The sequence below is a fragment of the Leptolyngbya sp. PL-A3 genome, assembly GCF_039962325.1.
Classification (GTDB): domain Bacteria; phylum Cyanobacteriota; class Cyanobacteriia; order Elainellales; family Elainellaceae; genus Vacuolonema.
Window position 1 is genome coordinate 87,717 of sequence record NZ_JAMPLB010000008.1, and the last position, 17,661, is coordinate 105,377.

The following is a 17,661-nucleotide window of genomic DNA, read 5'->3' on the forward strand; positions in this document are numbered from 1 at the left end:
CTGAGGATCGACTTTGATTTCAAAACGCTCTTTTCCAACTCAACAGCTTCATAGCAAGCGCCCTACTACATTAGTCGCTCTGGCCGCAGGGGCGATCGCCCTGTTCCCTATCCACAGCTCACAGGCCAACCCCATTTCCAATGGGGCAGACTTGAAGGCCCCTAAGCTAACCCTTCAGCCAATACTGGAAAACAAATCCCAAACATTGGCTTCCGGGTTGGCGCTTAGCCAGAAAGTGCAACCTGATCCGATCTCCGAGGTTCCTTCAGCTCCGGCTGCGGCTGAAACAACAGCCTCTCCAGTATTTGAGTCTTTTGGGGGATCGGCTCCTGACCCTACAACAGCGGAACTGGCAACGATTCCCATTGTTGCTGAAGCTGCATCACCGGAGTCTACGGAGTTAGCCCAAAATAATTCTTCCGAGCCCATTCCGGCTTACGGGCAACAGGGATCTCAACGCTGGTACGTGCAGGGAGGCGCAGCCAGCAATCTGGATAGCGACGAAACGCGTAATTTTGGGTTGGTGGGCGCAGGTATTTCTCATTTCTTTTTGGATGGCAACAGCATCAACTTCGAGTTAAATGGCATGGCCTTTAACCAACCGGGTGATGATGCCCTAGGTCTTAACCTGGCTGCAATCCTACGCTGGGATTTTATTCGTCAGCAAAACTGGTCTTTATACATTGATGGCGGCGCAGGTCTCATAGGAACAACGGATAGCGTGCCTAGTGATGGCACTCGATATAACTTCACGCCTCAAGCAGGGGGTGGTGCTACCATTCGCTTGAACGAGCGTAACCGTCTTATGGTTGGAATACGTTGGCATCATATTTCCAATGCCGATACCTCTGACAGCAACCCTGGGCAAGATTTGATTTTTGGCTATGTCGGGGTTAATTTTCCACGCTGAGTCATTCGGTTGATAAAACGTGCGTGGCAGCCTGTACCGCGCACGTTTTTACCCATAGCTGAGTGAGAAATAGGATATGGAACCGCGGTTCCACATCCTATTTCCCATTCAGAAATAAGGTTTTTATTCTATGAATGAACTGGCTCTTAAGCTATCCAGATGTCCGTGGAGATGCGTTACAGCATGACGTAGATAAGCAGAGTCATCATATAAAACGCTTAATACCATCGCACCTTCGAGTGTCGAAACAAAGATAGCTGCCAGGGCGTCAATGTTAATGGAATCGGGTAACTCACCCTGCTCGATCGCCTCTCGCGTTTTCTCAATAATTAGGTTCTGAAGTTTAGTCATGGCTTCCTGGGCTTTCTGGCGCAGGGGCAGCATGTGTCGCTTCGCCTCAACAGCCGTATTGAGCACCTGACAACCGCAGGGAAAAAGGGGATTTTGAATGTAGAGATCGGCAAAGGTGGTGGCGATCGCCTTCAATTGCCCCAGAGCGGTTACCTCAGCATTCACTCCCTGCATCAATCGGGTCCCCAATACCGAGCAGGCATACTCAAACGTTTCCACCGCTAACGCTTCTTTGCTGGTGAAGTGATTGTAAATTCCCCCTCGCTGAATGCCGGTCACGTGGGTAATGTCTTGCATCGATGTGGCCGCATACCCCTTCTGGTTGAAGAGAATGGCAACCTTCTGGAGAATCGCTTGCCGCGTTTTGTCACCTTTTCCCATGGAGTTCAAGAAATAATACCGATTGGTCGGTATTATATTACAGTAGGATTAGCCATGTTCGTGAATGCCTGTCTGACCGCCCTATGCATACGCCAGAAAGAATTGTGGTTACGGGACTGGGAGCTGTGACCCCCATCGGGCTCTCGGTTGACGACTTTTGGAAAGCCATGATGCGGGGAGAGAGTGGTGCCGCGCCGATCGCCCGCTTCGATGCCAGCCCCTTCAAAACCCGCTTTGCCTGTGAAGTGAAAGGCTTTGACCCGCTGGATTATATGGAACGGAAACAAGCTTCACGGCTTGATCTGTTCTGCCAATATGCGTTGGCCGCGACACAGCAGGCTATTGACCATGCTCACCTGAACCTGGCGAAGTATTCTCAAGACGTGCGCGATCGCATCGGCGTAGTCCTGGGCTCAGGCATTGGTGGGCTACAAGTGCTAGAAACTCAGGCCAAAGTGCTGATCGAGAAGGGAGCCAACGCGTTATCCCCCTTCATGATTCCGATGATGATTGGCAACATGGCGGCCGGGATGGTCGCCATGCAGCATCGGCTGCGCGGCCCCAGCCACGGCGTTACCTCCGCCTGCACTACGGGCAACGATGCCATTCGCGATGCCATTATGTTGTTGCGGCATGGCCATGCTGACGTAGTTGTATGTGGTGGCAGCGAGGCTCCCATTACACCTCTGGGGGTCGGCGGCTTTGCCTCCATGCGCGCCCTCTCAACCCGCAATGAAGACCCCCAAACGGCAAGTCGCCCCTTTGATGCCAATCGCGATGGCTTTGTCGTGGGAGAAGGCGCCGGGGTGCTCATTCTCGAAACCCTGAGTCACGCCCAGGCCCGTGACGCCACAATTTATGCAGAAGTAGCAGGCTTTGGGGCATCGTCTGACGCCTACCACTACGCCACCCCCGACCCCTCCGGAGGTGGCGTTATTCTCTCCATGCAACGAGCGTTGCAGGATGCAAACATTGCTCCTGAGGCCGTCGATTATATCAACCTGCACGCCACCTCGACGCCATTAGGGGATGTTGCAGAATCAAATGCTATCAAGCGAGTCTTTGGCCCACACGCTTACCAGATGAAGCTGTCGGCGACCAAAAGCATGACTGGGCACCTATTGGGAGCTGCTGGAGCGATTGAGGCGATCGCCACCATCCTCGCCATGCAATACAACCTGATTCCGCCCACCATCAACGTGCAATCTCTGGATGCGGAGTGCGACCTGGATTACACCTTAGAAAAACCCCAGACCAGGGAAATTAACGTCGCCTTATCCAATGCCTTTGGATTTGGCGGGCACAACACTACTCTTGTATTTCGCAGAATTTAGAAAAATCTTGAGCTAAAAATAGCCTGGAAACCCGGTGTTTTAGAAACATTGGGTTTCTCAATATTCAGCCAATGGTTCTGTCTCACACACCATCCACTGTTTAGGAGATTTCTGAGAAACAATATCCCCATTATTTGGAAATCTCCTTAGAAGTTACGCTAGAACGCTCGGTCGTTTTATTACCGTTTGCCATAGGCCACCAACGAAGCCCCCAAAACAACCAGCACAACTCCCCCAATCCGTTCTGGCGTAGCGGGAAACTTCGTCAGCCCGAGAGCTCCTTGCTGATCGAGAAACAGAGCCGCGATCATTTGACCGGCGATCGTCAGGGACAGGGTCAAGGTTGCCCCAATTTTCTGAGTCGCAAAAATCGTTGACCAGACATACAACGTTCCCAAACACCCACCAACCCACATCCACCAGGAGCTTTGAGATAGAGAAATCCAGGTGGGCAAGGGATATTGAGCCACGACACAAATCGTCAGGGATGCCAGCGTTCCCACCAGGTAGGACACAAACGTGACCTGCATGGGTTCTCCTACATACCGTCGTAGCAGAGTATTCAGGGCTACCTGAATCGGTAAAACAGCTCCGCCCGCCAGAGCCGCAAGCAGAAAGATCGTGCGTCCGTTCATTCAAGTCTCCAAAAGCTTTAATAACCCCTGTTTCGGTGCTGTATCGCGATCGCCTACCTGCACAGCCAGAAAAGGCAAAACATTTATCTCGATCTCAAGATATTTTTCATTAAAGCATCTGTTTAGCTTGACATCAAGATATTTGAGATCAAGTAATTAAACTTCAGTTCGGGATAAGCTGAAGTGCTTCTTTTGGCGTGCGCAAAGCGCACGCCAAAAGAAGCGTTTTCGAGTGCCGCGCGTTGCGCGGCACTCGAAAACGCCCTTAATCCAAACTCAGGTTATTTAAAGAACCTGAATTCGGGTTAAGCCCAAAATGGGCTTTTTTAAGGAGCGCGCCCCTCGAAAAAGCCCTTAGCCCCAAGCTCAGGTTAAAGACGTTTATTTATAGATAGGTGCACGAAAAACCATCCTTTTCTGATGCAGGGAGACATCGGCGGGTTGAATAACCCCAAAACCACATATAGAATATGCACGACATAAAGCGTTCGCGGACATACTATATGTGGATAAAGATGATCATGCTCCCTCTATTTGAGGGCGATCGCCACTCCTCAAACATCCTGTCCTCAACGTGGTAAATATGCGAACATACTTACTAACAAGCCGCTAGGCTTGCCAAGCGACGCATCTCCATTCAGCCAATACTCTGGAACAAGACCGGGAATTCTACAAAGATGAACCCGGTGCATCCTACTCCACCTACAATGTTTCTCCCCAATCCCACAGCACCCGTTCTGAAAACGCCTCGTGAGGCTCTCAAGCACTACTTTGGCTACGAGCAGTTTCGCCCTGGGCAGGAAGAAATTATTCAGGCAACTCTCTCCCATCAGGACGTCCTGGTGATTATGCCAACGGGGGGTGGAAAGTCATTGTGCTACCAGCTTCCAGCGTTGCTACGTCCAGGGTTAACGGTTGTCGTCTCCCCCCTGATCGCGCTTATGCAGGATCAGGTTAAGGGGCTACAGGATAACGGCATTGCAGCCACCTTCCTCAATAGCTCTGTGGGTGGGCAGGAAGCGTTTCAACGGCGGCAGGCGGTCCTGGAAGGGCGGGTCAAGTTGCTCTATGTGGCACCTGAGCGCTTGCTGAGTGAGTCATTTCTGGAATTTCTGACGGAAGTGCAGGATACCGTTGGATTGGGAAGCTTTGCGATCGATGAGGCCCACTGTGTATCCCAATGGGGCCACGATTTTCGCCCAGAATATCGGCAGCTGAGTCAGTTGCGCCAACGCTATCCCCGCGTGTCGATGATAGCGCTCACAGCCACCGCTACAGAGCGCGTACGGCTGGATATTGAAGAGCAGTTGGAGTTGCGATCGCCCCACATCCACATTGCCAGCTTCAACCGCCCCAACCTCTATTACGAAGTGCGCCCCAAGGAGAAAAACTCCTACGCAGAATTATTGGATTATATCCGTCGCACACCGGGAACGGGCATCATCTACTGCTTCAGCCGCAAGCGAGTGGATGAGCTATCCTATCGCCTTCAGCAAGATGGAATTGACGCTCTGCCTTATCACGCGGGGATGACCAACAACCTGCGGAGTGAAAACCAGGAGCGATTTACCCGAGACGATGCGCGGATTATTGTTGCCACCAATGCCTTTGGTATGGGTATCAACAAACCAGACGTACGCTTTGTGATCCACTACGATCTCCCTCAAAACCTGGAGAGCTATTACCAGGAAGCCGGACGGGCCGGGCGGGATGGAGAGGAGGCTCAGTGCATTTTATTCTTCAGCTATGGTGATACTCGCTCGATTGAGTTTTTGATTGATCAGAAGCGCCATCCTGAAACCGGCGACCCTCTGGAGGAAGAGCAGCAGATTGCCCGTCAGCAATTGCGGCAGATGGTGGACTATGTCAGCAGCCCCGTTTGCCGTCGCACAATCCAATTGCGCTATTTTGGGGAAACGTTGGAGGGGAACTGCGCCAACTGCGACAATTGCCTGCGCCCCGACCCAATTGAAGATTGGACGGTAGAAGCTCAGAAATTCCTCTCCTGTGTAGCCCGCTGCAAAGAGCGCTTTGGCATGGTCTACATCATCGACGTGCTGCGAGGGGCGAAGGTCAAACGGATTCTTGAGAATGGCCACGATAAGCTGTCTACCTATGGCATTGGGCGCGATCGCTCCAAAGATGACTGGAAGCTGCTGGCGCGATCGCTGCTGCACCAGGGTGTGTTAGACGAAACCACAGACGGCTACAGCATTCTCCGCCTCAACGCGCAGAGTTGGGAAGTTATGCGAGGACAGCGGTCCGTACTGATTTCGGTACCACCCCGAGCCGTACAGACCGAGCCAGACATGGAAGAGGGCGATCGCACCACAAACGACCTGCTCTTCGATACCCTGCGCCGCCTCCGCAAACGCCTTGCTGATGCTCGCAACCTGGCACCTTACATGGTCTTTCCAGACTCTAGCTTGCGCCATATGGCTCGGATGAAGCCCCGTACTCCCGAGCAGTTCATCAAAATTTCAGGCGTCGGTCAGCAGAAGCTAGAACTCTACGGCTTAGCCTTTATGGAAGCCATCCGTCAGATCTGCGGAGACGAGGAGCCCATCACGGCATCCTCCGAGGCTGGGGAGGTAGCAGCAGTCCCCTCGAGCCAGAGGCCCCCCCTACTGGCCCGTACCCAATTTGCCACGCTCGATCTCCATCTGGAGGGCTGCTCTCCTGAAGAAATTGCCACCAAGCGTGGCTTGAAGCTCACGACAGTTTACGACCATCTGGTGCAATTACTAGAAGCCGGCCGACCGGTCAACTTAGATGCTCTGGTAGAGCCAGAGCGACAAACCCCGATTTGGGAAGCCTTCGAGATTAAGGGAGATATTTTCCTGAAGGAGCTGCGGGAGTTTTTAGGGGAGGCCTATAACTATGACGAAATCAAGCTAGTCCGAGGGGCATGGCGGCGATCGCGTCAGGCTCCAGCAGAAGAGTTTTGATCGGCCGCTACAATGGCTTCACCCCAATTAGCAAAGCCATTTCTAGCCATTTCCAATAACAATCCACATCGTCGAAACCCAGCTCTCGAAGCCAAACCAGTTGAGTTTCTACATCCAACAAAATATTTGAAGGGTCCTCTTGATGGGGGTCGTAACCGATCGCTGCCATAAATTGGCGGTGTAAGCGTGGGGTGGGAGATGCAACATGTTCCAGGTTGCAGAAGATGCCACCGGGTTCCAGTCGCTCAAAAATTTCCTGGTACAGCTCCCGCTTACGAGAGTGAGCCAGGTGGTGAATGGCAAAGCTGGAGACAATCGCATCGAAAGAGCCGAGGTCTGGCAACGGCTGATCGAGATTGTGGGCAATGACCTGAGTCGTAGGGTCATTAGCAAAGCGTGAGCGCACTGCGGCCAGCATCGTGTCCGAGAAATCGAGGGCAACGCTGCTAGACTGGGGGCGATCGATCTTAAGAAGCGCTAACAACCGACCATCTCCGGTTCCCAAATCAAGAATACGGCGCACAGTACGGGGTACATGGTCCAGCAATACCCGTTCCCCTTCTGTACGATGGGGAATTTGATCGGCTCGGGCCAGATAGCTCAGGGCATGGTCTGCGGAGGTCCAAAGGTTTGTCATAGCCTGCGGGATATAGCTAGAACCCCATTTTTCTTAAAACTTCTCAATTGCGCAAGTATGGCGATCGCCGTCTTGATTCTCGTTGCCGAATATAGCGCTGTGCGCGTTGATTAAGTACGGTGGTGTGGGGCACAATGTGCCCCACACCACCGTTGCTGATTTATCGCTTTTGGAGGAGCTTAAGCAAAGTCTAAGCTTCTACAAGGTGAGGTATGACTCTGATACGCTCCCTTTATGAAGGATTTTGATACTCGAGAATGGCTGCTCACCAATGGGCTGGGGAGTTTTGCCAGTGGCACCATCGCTGATGCCCACACCCGCACCTATCATGGTTGGTTAATTGCGGCGATCGCCCCCCCTGGTCGCCGTACCCTGCTTCTATCTCACATTGATGCCGTATTGAGCATGGGGGGACAACCCTATGAGCTGAGTACCCATTTATGGGGCAGTGGAGCCATTGCCCCTGTGGGTTACGGCTGGTTGCAATCGTTTAGCCGTGACCCAGTGCCCACCTGGATATGGGGTGATGATACTTGGCAGCTGACCCGCCAGATTGTGATGCCCTGTAGCAATCAGGCAACGGGCTCCGACGGAGCGCCTATTCTCCATAATGGTGTGCTGGTGCAGTACCAGTACCAGGGGCCAGCCCTGGCGGTGTTGACCCTGCGGCCTTTAATTGGCGATCGCAACTTCCATAGCCAGCAGATTAAAACCCAACAGTTGCATTTTTCCCAGGTTGTGGAATCTCAACGGGTGATTTTTCAAGCCTGTCTGGCCGATGAGTTGGGCACCTCCTGGCAACTCAGTTGGAACCGGGGCCAATATATGGCAGATCCGAACTGGTATTACGACTACAGCTATCCTGAGGAGAAAAAGCGAGGATTGGGCGATCGCGAAGATCTCTACAATCCAGGCTATCTCACGGTTCCCCTCAAACCGGGCGAGGCCATTACCGTACAGGCCGTGGTGCGCTCTTCACGGCCCTTTGTTCCCGTCAGCGATACCACCTTTGCCCAGGCACTCGAAACCGAACAGACTCGCCTGAACCGCAGTTTTCCGGCCGTTGCTCCTACCGCCTCCCCCCTGTTGAAGCGCTTATTGAAGGCGGGTGACCAGTTTATTGCTTATCGCAGTTCCATTCAAGGGCCAACGATTATTGCCGGGTATCCCTGGTTTAGCGATTGGGGACGCGACACGTTGATAGCGCTTCCAGGGTTGGCCCTGGCTACCGGACGTTACGAGTTAGCACGGGGGTTGCTGCGCACCTTTGGCATGTATTGCCACAATGGGCTGATTCCCAACACCTTCCCCGATGGCGATGAACGCCCAGCCTATAACAGCATCGATGCCGCGCTTTGGTGGATCGAAACTCTGGGGCTGTATCTGGAAGCTACTCAAGATTGGGACTTTCTGGCACAGCAGTATCCCGTGGTGCAGCAGATCTACAAAAGGTTTATGGTTGGTACCGCCTTCAATATTCGGGTCGATGCATCAGATGGTCTGGTGACCTGGGAAACGCCCGGCGTCGCGCTGACCTGGATGGATGCGGTGGTGGAGGGCCAACCTATGACCCCACGCCAGGGCAAAGCCATTGAGATTAACGCCCTCTGGTATTCGGCCCTGTGCTGGGCTGACCGCTGGGCCGAGCAGTTACAACAGGGCTACCCGGGGGGCGAGCCACCGACTAACTTTGGCAATCATGTACGCCGTTACCGCCAGCAGGCGCTGCAAGTTAGAGCCTCGCTGCAACAGTTCTGGAACGCCGATGCCGGTTATTTCTACGACCTGATTGCTCCTAACGACGAGCGTAATGCTCAAATCCGCCCCAATGCCATCCTGGCCCTCTCCCTGGAGCATTGTGGCTTTCCCGCCGATCAGGCCCGTCAGGCATTGCTGATAGCCCGCGATCGCCTTCTCACTCCCTACGGCCTGCGCTCCCTCGACCCCTCTGACCCGGAATACCAGGGGCGCTACGAAGGGGGCGTATGGGAACGCGATCGCGCCTACCACCAGGGCACCGTCTGGAGCTGGCTCATCGGCCCCTTCATCCGGGCCTGGAAGCGCTATTTTCCGGAAGAACCTCTTCCCTGGTCAGCCAAGCATCTGCTCTATCACTTTGAGCAAGATGCCTGCTTGGACTCCATCTCCGAAATCTTTGACGGAGATGCACCCCATGAAGCGCGGGGAGCGATCGCTCAAGCCTGGTCTGTGGCCGAACTAATTCGGCACTGGGACGATGTGATTGAAGCCTAATAAGCGCTTCGTATGGTAGGTAAAACCTGCCATACGAAGCGCTCACACATCATTACAACAAACCGCGTCGTAATAAATTGCTCAGTGCGTGTTCAGCAGCCTGCTTTTCTGCTTCTTTTTTGCTGCGGCCCTGACCGCGACCAATGAGCTTGCCGCCAACAAAAACTTGGGCAGCAAATTCAGGATTGTGGTCAGTGCCCCCAATTTTCTCGGTGACGTATTGGGGCGGCGTGTGGCCCACATGGGCGTGGGTCCATTCCTGAAGGCGATTTTTAGAATCTAATGTGGAACGACTAGTCATGACCTGTTCGGGTACCTGGTCGAAAAGGGCTTCGATTACGGGGCGGACTCTTTCGATATTGCGATCACAGTCTAAGTAGAAGGCTCCTACTACCGCTTCAAAGGTACTGCTGAGCAAATTGCGGTTTTGGGTGCCTCCATCCTGGGCAATACCACGCCCTAGCCGCATTTTTTGATCCAACCCAATTTCCAGGGCGAACTCTGCGAGTTGAGTCTCATCTACCAGGGCTGCCCGCCGCCGCGTCATCTCGTCCTCTTTGATTTTAGGGAAGCGATGATAGAGATAGTCTCCACAAAGAAACGTTAACAATGCATCTCCCAGGTACTCTAACCGTTCATTGTCAATCGCTCCGTGAGGATGTTCACGCACATAAGAACGATGGGTCAACGCCTGTTCCAGAAGATGTGGATGAGCGAACTGAAGCAAAGGATGAGTTAGGGTAACAGGTTCAGACTTTAGATACATAGTCAACCACGCGAGTTGAAAGGATTGTTTTTTGCCCAGACAATGCCAGGAAAAGCTGTCTGTAGAGCCTGTTTAACAGTCACTCGACAGAGAATCATTCTGGCAGGGCTGCCAGTGATCATCGTTTCAGCAACGTCAGCTTTTCAGGTAAAAGACCTCCCCCACATCAAGCCAACGGTGAGAAGACCAAGGAGGCTATCTGTTTTAGGGTGGGCCAGGGTAACTTGACCGAGCCTTTATAGGCGAACCTGAAACCATAGGGGGCTATAGTTTCCCAAGCCCAAGCAAGAAGGCATATAGCCATCTGACTTGCATGTCCTAGAGGCATTAGGAGCCATTAAGGGGCTATAGGGCAGTAACACTACCGAAGATGGCGCACTCCCGAGGTGATGAATAATGCACGAGGCACTCATCATTAACCTTTCAAGCATCTTCAGATAGCCCTCTATTGAGGCAGGTTCTACGATCTACTTATAAATAAATCCCATGGGGGATTATAAGGGCTCTACCCTAAGATAGATAACCGAAGAAATGGAATATCTTACGACGAAACCATAAGCTTCCCCAGGTCTTCCGGAGCCATGTTGTCATGAATGACCTGCCCATCTCGGAACCAGACGATACGGTTGGTGAGGCGTGCAACTTCAGGTTCGTGGGTGACCATGACTACAGTAATACCAGAAGTGTTCAAATCCGCAAAAATATTCATCACTTCCTGGGTGGTGCGAGAGTCTAAGGCCCCAGTTGGCTCGTCAGCCAGCAGGAGAACGGGACGGTTGACTATGGCGCGGGCGATCGCCACACGCTGCTGCTGCCCCCCTGAGAGCTGATTGGGACGGTTATTGAGGCGATTCCCTAAACCCACCCGCGTTAAGGCTTCTGCAGCCCGTTCTTGCCGTTCTCGTTGAGGTACGCTGGCATATACCATCGGCAACATTACATTTTCCATCGCCGTCAACTGGGGCAGCAGATGAAATTGCTGAAACACGAACCCAATTTTGCGATTGCGAATATGAGCCAGCTCCCCATCGGGAAGTTGGGCTACATCCACCCCATCCAGGTCATAGCGCCCTTCTGTGGGCCGATCTAGACAGCCAATGATATTCATGGCCGTTGATTTCCCTGACCCCGATGGTCCCATGATGGAGCAGTACTCCCCCGAGTCTATCGTCAAGTTAACATCCGAGAGAGCCCGTACCTCTGTATTACCTGAACCATAGGTTTTAGAGATGTGTTCAAAACGAATGATAGTTTTCATAGAAAGATAAGAGGGAAAGGGCAAGGGGGCGAGGGAACAAGGAGACCGTAGGGTACTTCTGGGAAATGGTGACGACAATGCACAGATCGCTTCCGAATACTTCACCCCACTAGGAGTTTATTCATGTTCGCAAAAGTGACCGGGCAACCCTCGCACCCCACCCCCCCACAGCGTTAAGCACTGCGCAACGCAACAATGGGATCCAACTTAGCGGCCTGACGGGCAGGGACAACCCCGAAGAATAAACCGATTCCACCGGATACTCCCACAGCCAGCAGAATGGCACTCGTTGAAATACCGGCTTCCAGGGGCGTCACCGCGCTCACCAGGGCTACACCACCAATGCCGATCGCCGTTCCCGCTAGCCCTCCCAAAGCCGCCAGAATCGTCGCCTCGATCATGAATTGCAACAGAATGTCTTGCTCTGATGCGCCGATCGCCTTCCGCAAACCAATTTCCTGAGTCCGTTCGCGTACTGACACCAGCATGATGTTCATAATGCCAATACCACCGACCAGGAGGGAGATGCCTGCGATCGCCGCCAGCATCACCGTTAATGCCCCCGTTACGTTGCCAATTAGCTGTAGAGCATCTTTCTGGTTGCGTACCGTAAAGTCATCCTCGTCCGCGATTTTGTGGCGTAGCCGCAGCAAATTCACAATCTGGAACTGAGCCGCCGTCATAGACTGCTCATCCCGAGCATTGACGGAAATGAAGGTAACTTCCGTCCCATAGGGAGAGTTATTTCCAGTGATTTGATTGGAGAGGGTTGTCAGGGGTGCGTAGGCAACATCATCCTGGTTGTTGCCCAGGAAGGCTCCCTTTGCCACCATTACGCCGATCACTTCAAAGCTAATGTTTTTGATGCGAAGGGTCTTGCCAATGGGATTCTGATTGGGAAATAGGTTCTCCGCCAGTTCTGGCCCCAGGGCCACAACACGGGTACCCCGCTCTACATCCTCCTTGGAAATAAATCGCCCATTGGCGACTTCAAAGCTTCGAACCACCATGAAATCAGGGGTAACCCCAATGATGGTGGAACTATTGCTGCGGTTTCCTGCAACGATGGCTTGCTGCGTTTGCAGTTGTGGGGCAACCGCTGACACTGTGGGCACCTGAGTATCAATCGCCTCTGCATCTTCCAGGGTCAGGGTTTTGGGCCGCTCCAGTGTTCGCTCCTGGGAGTCTTGACTACCAGGAATGATGAACAGCACATTCGGCCCTAGAGATTCAAACTGCCCTGAGGCATACTGCCGCGCCCCTTCACCAACCCCGACCATGGTAATGACCGATGCATTGCCAATAATGATGCCTAACATGGTCAGGGCACTCCGAAGCCGGTTAGCCGTCAGGGTTTTAACAGCCATCTTCGTGCTTTCTAGAAAATCAACCATCAGGCGTTTCCTTGCCTTTCTCTCTGGCGTTCTTACAGGATTAAATTTTCTGTACGCTACACGTTCAAAAAATTAAAATTGCATTTCTCTCCGGCATTCCTACCAAGTTCATTGCTGATGTGTAATGCGCATCAGCAATGAACGTTTTACTGATCATTCGGGTTCATCCACTTTTTGGCTTCCTCGGGAGGCAGGTCAATGAAGACGCGCTCGCCAGGATTCAGCCCCTGCAAAACTTGGGTCTGATCACCGATCGCACTACCCAGGGTGACTGGACGAAATTCGGGGGTACTGCGCTCATCGGGTACGAGGACACCGGATTGGCCGTCTTTCGTCACGATCGCCACGGTCGGTACAACGATGGAGCTATCGAGGCGATCGCCCAAAAAAGTCAGATCCACGTTCATTCCCGATAACAGATCTGCTTCCCCAGTGAGCACTTCGACTCGCACCTGGAAGGAGGTGACATTTTGTTCCACCACTGCTTCCGGAGCAACGAGCCGCACCCGTCCCTTAAATACCTTGTTAGGCAGCGCATCGGCACGGATCTCGACCTGCTGCCCAACGGTAATCTGGCCAATATCCACTTCCGGCACTTCCGCCAGTACCTCTAGCCCGTTTGCCAGCGCCACGATCGCCGTGGATGTCGCCGAGGAGGCATCCGATGCAGATGTGGTTGGCGTCACGAAAGCCCCTTCTGTAGCGTACTTCTGGGTGACAATGCCAGTGAAGGGGGCACGAATGATGGTGTCTTCCAGCTGTACCTGGGCCGATTGCAAATTGCCGATCGCCTCTTTCAACTGAGCTTCGGCCTCTGCAATATCTTCGGTACGGCTCCCACTACGGGAGAGGGCGTACCGCTCTTCAATGGCCTGTCGGTTGGCCTGGGCAGAGGCCAGATTAGCGCGGGCGCTGCGGGCTTCCTGCTCAATCGCATCCAGGTCATCCTGGGAGATGGCCCCTTCTGCTTGTAGCGTGCGATTGCGGTTTAATCGGGTTTCTGCCAGGGAAAGGCGGGTTTGGGCGTCAGCTACCTGGGCTTCTGCCTGGCTCACTTCAGCACGGCGCTGGGCGGTTTCTTGAGGGCGATCGCCCGCCTGTACCCGCGCCAACTGAGCCCGAGCTTGCTCAACTCGTGCCTCAGCTTGCGTCAGCCGAGCCTGTAAATCAGAGCTTTCCATACGGGCAATGATCTGACCTTTTTGGATACGCTCACCCTGCTCCACCAACAATTCTTCTAAAACACCTGCATTTTTAGGGCTCAGGTTGACCGTTTGAACGGGCTGCACTCGGCCATTTGCTGTAATCTGCACGGTTAAGGCTTGGGCCTCGACCGGAACGGTCAGAGCAGAAATATCTACGGGTTCAGACTTCTGCCGAACGGTAATGACCCCAGCAGTACCCAACCCAACAACCCCAGCGGCAATCAGAGCTAGAAGCCAAGCGGGAGGTTGCTGCCCTTTTTTAATCATTGGAAACTGTGCTGCCATACCTGCCTATTCCTTGCATCAGTAATCATGTCCCCCCGAATTACAGGCCGGGGAAGCCTTATCGAACCGAGCTTGGATGCGCCGTCAAATTGGGGGTCGAGAATGCTCTCGCTCCCGTTGCTCCTCTTCCCATCGTTCGTGGAGCCGAGGCAACTCCCGCTCCCAAAACGCATGGATATCTCGCATTTCCCGTAAACGTCGCTGGGCTTCAGGGCCGCCTTCCACCAGGCTCAAGCCCCGATCAGCCAACTCTCGAAAGGCGGCAATCTGGGTTAGCCGTTGCTGGGTCATCTGCGACCAAGCATTGGGCTTGATCTGGAAATAGTCACGACGATCGCCGGGCAACGCAACCCGCTCAATCAGCCCAATCTGAATCAGCATCCGGGTGATGGTACTGATCGATCCTTTGCTGGCTTGCAAAACCTCCACCAACTCCCCACTCGACTGCAGGGGTGGATTGGCAATCAACAACCAAGCCAGAATGCGACCCGCCATTCGAGGCATCCCGAGCTGTTCAAACATCAGCCCCATTTCTTCAATGAAGTGGGATTGCTCTGAAGGTTGCGATCGCGTCAACGGACTCTCACCCAAACCGTTACTTTTCTTTACGTAGGGTAACACAGATTCAGTAGGTTCAGTCTGTTCAGTAAACATTGAACTTAAGACGTAGAATCTCTCCGCAAACCTGAATATATCTAATCTAGCTCGGGGGTTTGGGGATGTCGTCCCTCTACCGATTCACCCAGATGGGGGATTTGCGATTCGCAGGCTCATAATTTGGGGCTGCATGGCACCCTTCATGGGGTATCCGTCTTATTTGACTTCGCCCATCCGTGAGCCGAGCGGGGTACACCAACAACCGCTTTTTGGGCTAGCAATGGGTAACGTCCGCTGAGCCCCGTCATCAGTAGTAAAGCGAGGCGGCGTAAGAGGGGCACGCGTTGCATCAGGCGTAATCCAAGCCGACGCAGGACGACGAGAGGAGGCCAGGGAGACGAGAAACTGCGGTCGAGGAAGTCAGTGAATGCCAGAATGAGAAGATTTTCTCGCTGACGCCAGCGTTCGTAGCGGCGTAGTACCTGGGGGGCACCCAGGTTCTCACCCTGCTGGTGAGCCTGTTGAAGGACTTCTGCGAGGGCCACAGCATCGCGGATACCTAAATTTAAGCCCTGCCCCCCAACCGGGTGGCACGCATGAGCCGCATCACCGACCAGAGCTAGGCGGCGCTGGCTGTAGCGATCGCACTGCATCCACTTCACCGGAAAGAGGGCGCGATTGCCGAGCAGTTCCAACCGACCTAACTGCCCACCATAGCGACGATTGAGCTCGGCTAAGAATTCTACTTCATCTACCTCTAACCAGTGCTGAGCTTCGGCATGAGGGGCTGTCAGCACAATCTGGCAGCGGTTCCCTGGCAGTGGTAGGGTGGCGAAGGGACCGCTGGCCCAAAAGTGCTCACGGGCAATATTTTGATGGGATTTTTCAGGACGAATTACGGCCGTGACGCAGGATTGCCAGTACTGCCAGCCTCGGGTGCCGATACCTGCCGCCTGACGAATGGGCGATCGCGATCCATCAGCCGCTACCAGCACGCCCACTCGCACTGTGCGAATTTGGTTTTCGACGGAGAGGGTCAGATGCACAGCATCTTCCCGGTAGTCCGACTCCATCAAACTGGCAGGGTAGTACCAATCGAGGTTAGACGCATCTTTCAGGCAATTAAGCAGAGCGCGCACCAACACATGATGTTCGCCCACATAGCCCAACTCTGCCGTGCCCAGATCTGCCGGTTGCAAATTGACGATCGCCGGACAGGTTTCATCGGCTAGACGAATTTGATCAAAAGTCGTAATCTGCGGCAGGATCTCGTCCCAAATTCCTAAGCCCGTGAAAATACGCCCAGTCATCAGCGTTAGGGCATAGGCACGATTAAATGTCAGACCGGCTTCGAGTGGGCGTGCTTCAATCAAGGCAACCCGTAAGCCAGAATCCTTTAGGGCTGCAGCCAAGGTCAGACCTACGGGGCCTCCTCCGGCGATCGCCACGTCATAATCCAGAGGAGCCGGAACCGAGAATTCCGATTGAGCAGAGGAAACTGTTTGCGAATCGAGCACCATCAGCAGTAATAGGTGACGGACAGAACACTTCAAAGCCAGTTACAGCCTGAAGCAAGGGGAATATTAATTATTGTGGCGCGATCGGCTGATGGAAACAAGGTTGCGGTGAAAACTTGAACACCCAGTGTTCTTAAAACACCGGGTGTCGGCGAGAAGAGCGGTTATACCAAACTCAATGTCATCAACTCATCGGACATTTCAAAGTTGGCCGTGACCGATTGCACGTCCTCCAAATCTTCTAGCGCATCCATCAATTTGAGAAGGGCGATCGCGTGGTCAGAGTCCGTCACTTCGACGGTGTTCTGAGGGATCCAGCGCACCTCGGTCTGTTCGATGGTGTAGCCCTGCTCTTTGAGGGTCGTTTGCAGGGTTTCCAAATTTGGAACGTCAGTGAACACGTCTGCGGCGGGTTCCTCGTCATCAGTTTCGGTCATGGCATAGGTGTCGGCACCGCCTTCAAGGGAGGCTTCCAGTAACACGTCCTCATCAAGATTGCCGGAGACCGTGACAACGCCCTTTTGCTCGAACATCCAGCCGACACAGCCTGTCTCTCCCAGGTTGCCGCCCCGCTTGCTGAAAGCAGCACGCAGGTCCGCAGCCGTGCGGTTGCGGTTGTCTGTCAGGGCTTCGATCAAAATCGCTACCCCGCCCGGGCCATAGCCTTCATAGCGGATAGATTCCAGGGCGTTGTCAGAACCCAGTTTGCCTGCACCTTTGGCGATCGCTCGGTCAATATTGTCGTTGGGAATCCCAGCAGCCTTCGCCTTATCGATGGCGGTTCGCAATTGGAAATTCCCCGCTGGATCGGGCACCCCAGTGCGGGCTGCGACGATAATCTGTCGGGAAATTTTGGCAAAAACTTTGCCCTTGACGGCATCCACCCGCGCTTTCTGGCGCTTGATGTTAGCCCATTTACTATGTCCTGCCATAGGAGTTGCGCTTCACAGTACGGTTGGAACGGTTCCTCAGATTTCCATTCCTCAGTTCAACATAGGAATTTAAACCTAGGATAAACTCCCGGCTTCCCTGACGACCATTTATTCTCAGGTTCAGTTTCGTGAGAGCCGACGCACGTCACTGCTCCTCTAACAAAACTAAATCTGTATGAACGCACCCGCAATTCTCATCATGAGATTCAAAGCTAAGAGTTTGTGCTTTACAGGCACAAACTCTTAGCTTTGAATCCC

General features: G+C 53.5%; 14 protein-coding genes. 4 read left to right on the forward strand and 10 right to left on the reverse strand.

Translation table 11 applies throughout. The annotated features are described in order from the left end of the window. Window positions 1-13: 13 nt before the first annotated feature. A complete protein-coding gene (locus NDI52_RS08730) occupies window positions 14-910 on the forward strand; it encodes an acyloxyacyl hydrolase (protein WP_199307681.1) in 897 nt (298 codons plus the stop codon). 123 nt (window positions 911-1,033) lie between these two features. Here the strand turns inward: NDI52_RS08730 and NDI52_RS08735 are convergent, their stop codons facing one another. Further along, a complete protein-coding gene (locus NDI52_RS08735) occupies window positions 1,034-1,642 on the reverse strand; it encodes a TetR/AcrR family transcriptional regulator (RefSeq protein ID WP_190771713.1) in 609 nt (202 codons plus the stop codon). A gap of 83 nt (window positions 1,643-1,725) precedes the next feature. Between NDI52_RS08735 and fabF the strand changes: the two genes are divergently transcribed. Next, the gene (gene fabF, locus NDI52_RS08740; protein ID WP_190771712.1) at window positions 1,726-2,976 is read left to right on the forward strand and encodes a beta-ketoacyl-ACP synthase II; all 1,251 of its coding nucleotides are present in this window, start codon (window positions 1,726-1,728) and stop codon (window positions 2,974-2,976) included. A 179-nt stretch (window positions 2,977-3,155) separates the two neighbouring features. On the opposite strand, the gene NDI52_RS08745 is transcribed toward fabF, so the two are convergent. Further along, window positions 3,156-3,611 (reverse strand): DMT family transporter, encoded by a 456-nt coding sequence (locus NDI52_RS08745; RefSeq protein WP_190771711.1) that lies wholly within the window; start codon window positions 3,609-3,611, stop codon window positions 3,156-3,158. A gap of 707 nt (window positions 3,612-4,318) precedes the next feature. Here NDI52_RS08745 and recQ point away from each other — a divergent pair. Then, complete coding sequence (recQ, locus tag NDI52_RS08750) at window positions 4,319-6,559, forward strand: DNA helicase RecQ (RefSeq protein WP_190771710.1); 2,241 nt, start codon at window positions 4,319-4,321, stop codon at window positions 6,557-6,559. 7 nt (window positions 6,560-6,566) lie between these two features. Here the strand turns inward: recQ and NDI52_RS08755 are convergent, their stop codons facing one another. Next, window positions 6,567-7,196, reverse strand: a complete 630-nt coding sequence (locus tag NDI52_RS08755; RefSeq protein ID WP_190771709.1) for a class I SAM-dependent methyltransferase — start codon at window positions 7,194-7,196, stop codon at window positions 6,567-6,569. Between the two features lie 234 nt (window positions 7,197-7,430). On the opposite strand from NDI52_RS08755, the gene NDI52_RS08760 reads away from it, so the two are divergent. Further along, on the forward strand, window positions 7,431-9,449 hold the full coding sequence (locus tag NDI52_RS08760) for an amylo-alpha-1,6-glucosidase (protein WP_190771708.1): 2,019 nt from the start codon (window positions 7,431-7,433) through the stop codon (window positions 9,447-9,449). A 52-nt stretch (window positions 9,450-9,501) separates the two neighbouring features. Here NDI52_RS08760 and rnc read toward each other — a convergent pair whose 3' ends face one another. The 7 genes from rnc to NDI52_RS08795 all read right to left on the reverse strand — a co-directional run bounded on the left by rnc (window position 9,502) and on the right by NDI52_RS08795 (window position 17,403). After that, a complete protein-coding gene (rnc, locus tag NDI52_RS08765; protein WP_190771707.1) occupies window positions 9,502-10,215 on the reverse strand; it encodes a ribonuclease III in 714 nt (237 codons plus the stop codon). Between the two features lie 541 nt (window positions 10,216-10,756). Further along, window positions 10,757-11,473 carry an ABC transporter ATP-binding protein gene (locus tag NDI52_RS08770; protein WP_190771706.1) on the reverse strand — a complete coding sequence of 239 codons (717 nt, stop codon included), beginning with the start codon at window positions 11,471-11,473 and terminating at the stop codon, window positions 10,757-10,759. A gap of 173 nt (window positions 11,474-11,646) precedes the next feature. Then, window positions 11,647-12,867, reverse strand: coding sequence for an ABC transporter permease (locus tag NDI52_RS08775; RefSeq protein ID WP_190771705.1), 1,221 nt, complete (start codon window positions 12,865-12,867; stop codon window positions 11,647-11,649). A 146-nt stretch (window positions 12,868-13,013) separates the two neighbouring features. Continuing rightward, window positions 13,014-14,357 carry an efflux RND transporter periplasmic adaptor subunit gene (locus NDI52_RS08780; protein ID WP_190771704.1) on the reverse strand — a complete coding sequence of 448 codons (1,344 nt, stop codon included), beginning with the start codon at window positions 14,355-14,357 and terminating at the stop codon, window positions 13,014-13,016. 84 nt (window positions 14,358-14,441) lie between these two features. Continuing rightward, window positions 14,442-15,011: a MarR family transcriptional regulator gene (locus tag NDI52_RS08785; protein WP_190771703.1), complete on the reverse strand. Its 570-nt coding sequence runs from the start codon at window positions 15,009-15,011 to the stop codon at window positions 14,442-14,444. A gap of 143 nt (window positions 15,012-15,154) precedes the next feature. Then, window positions 15,155-16,507, reverse strand: a complete 1,353-nt coding sequence (locus tag NDI52_RS08790; RefSeq protein ID WP_242035672.1) for an FAD-dependent hydroxylase — start codon at window positions 16,505-16,507, stop codon at window positions 15,155-15,157. A 128-nt stretch (window positions 16,508-16,635) separates the two neighbouring features. Beyond that, window positions 16,636-17,403 (reverse strand): YebC/PmpR family DNA-binding transcriptional regulator, encoded by a 768-nt coding sequence (locus NDI52_RS08795; RefSeq protein ID WP_190771701.1) that lies wholly within the window; start codon window positions 17,401-17,403, stop codon window positions 16,636-16,638. Between the last annotated feature and the right edge of the window lie 258 nt (window positions 17,404-17,661).

What these genes read in the sequence shown, in the direction of transcription:
- NDI52_RS08735 (WP_190771713.1), bottom strand. Translation starts at nt 1,642, where the DNA reads ATGGGAAAAGGTGACAAAACGCGGCAAGCGATTCTCCAGAAGGTTGCC.
- fabF (WP_190771712.1), top strand. Translation starts at nt 1,726, where the DNA reads ATGCATACGCCAGAAAGAATTGTGGTTACGGGACTGGGAGCTGTGACC.
- NDI52_RS08745 (WP_190771711.1), bottom strand. Translation starts at nt 3,611, where the DNA reads ATGAACGGACGCACGATCTTTCTGCTTGCGGCTCTGGCGGGCGGAGCT.
- recQ (WP_190771710.1), top strand. Translation starts at nt 4,319, where the DNA reads ATGTTTCTCCCCAATCCCACAGCACCCGTTCTGAAAACGCCTCGTGAG.
- NDI52_RS08755 (WP_190771709.1), bottom strand. Translation starts at nt 7,196, where the DNA reads ATGACAAACCTTTGGACCTCCGCAGACCATGCCCTGAGCTATCTGGCC.
- NDI52_RS08760 (WP_190771708.1), top strand. Translation starts at nt 7,431, where the DNA reads ATGAAGGATTTTGATACTCGAGAATGGCTGCTCACCAATGGGCTGGGG.
- rnc (WP_190771707.1), bottom strand. Translation starts at nt 10,215, where the DNA reads ATGTATCTAAAGTCTGAACCTGTTACCCTAACTCATCCTTTGCTTCAG.
- NDI52_RS08770 (WP_190771706.1), bottom strand. Translation starts at nt 11,473, where the DNA reads ATGAAAACTATCATTCGTTTTGAACACATCTCTAAAACCTATGGTTCA.
- NDI52_RS08775 (WP_190771705.1), bottom strand. Translation starts at nt 12,867, where the DNA reads ATGGTTGATTTTCTAGAAAGCACGAAGATGGCTGTTAAAACCCTGACG.
- NDI52_RS08780 (WP_190771704.1), bottom strand. Translation starts at nt 14,357, where the DNA reads ATGGCAGCACAGTTTCCAATGATTAAAAAAGGGCAGCAACCTCCCGCT.
- NDI52_RS08785 (WP_190771703.1), bottom strand. Translation starts at nt 15,011, where the DNA reads ATGTTTACTGAACAGACTGAACCTACTGAATCTGTGTTACCCTACGTA.
- NDI52_RS08795 (WP_190771701.1), bottom strand. Translation starts at nt 17,403, where the DNA reads ATGGCAGGACATAGTAAATGGGCTAACATCAAGCGCCAGAAAGCGCGG.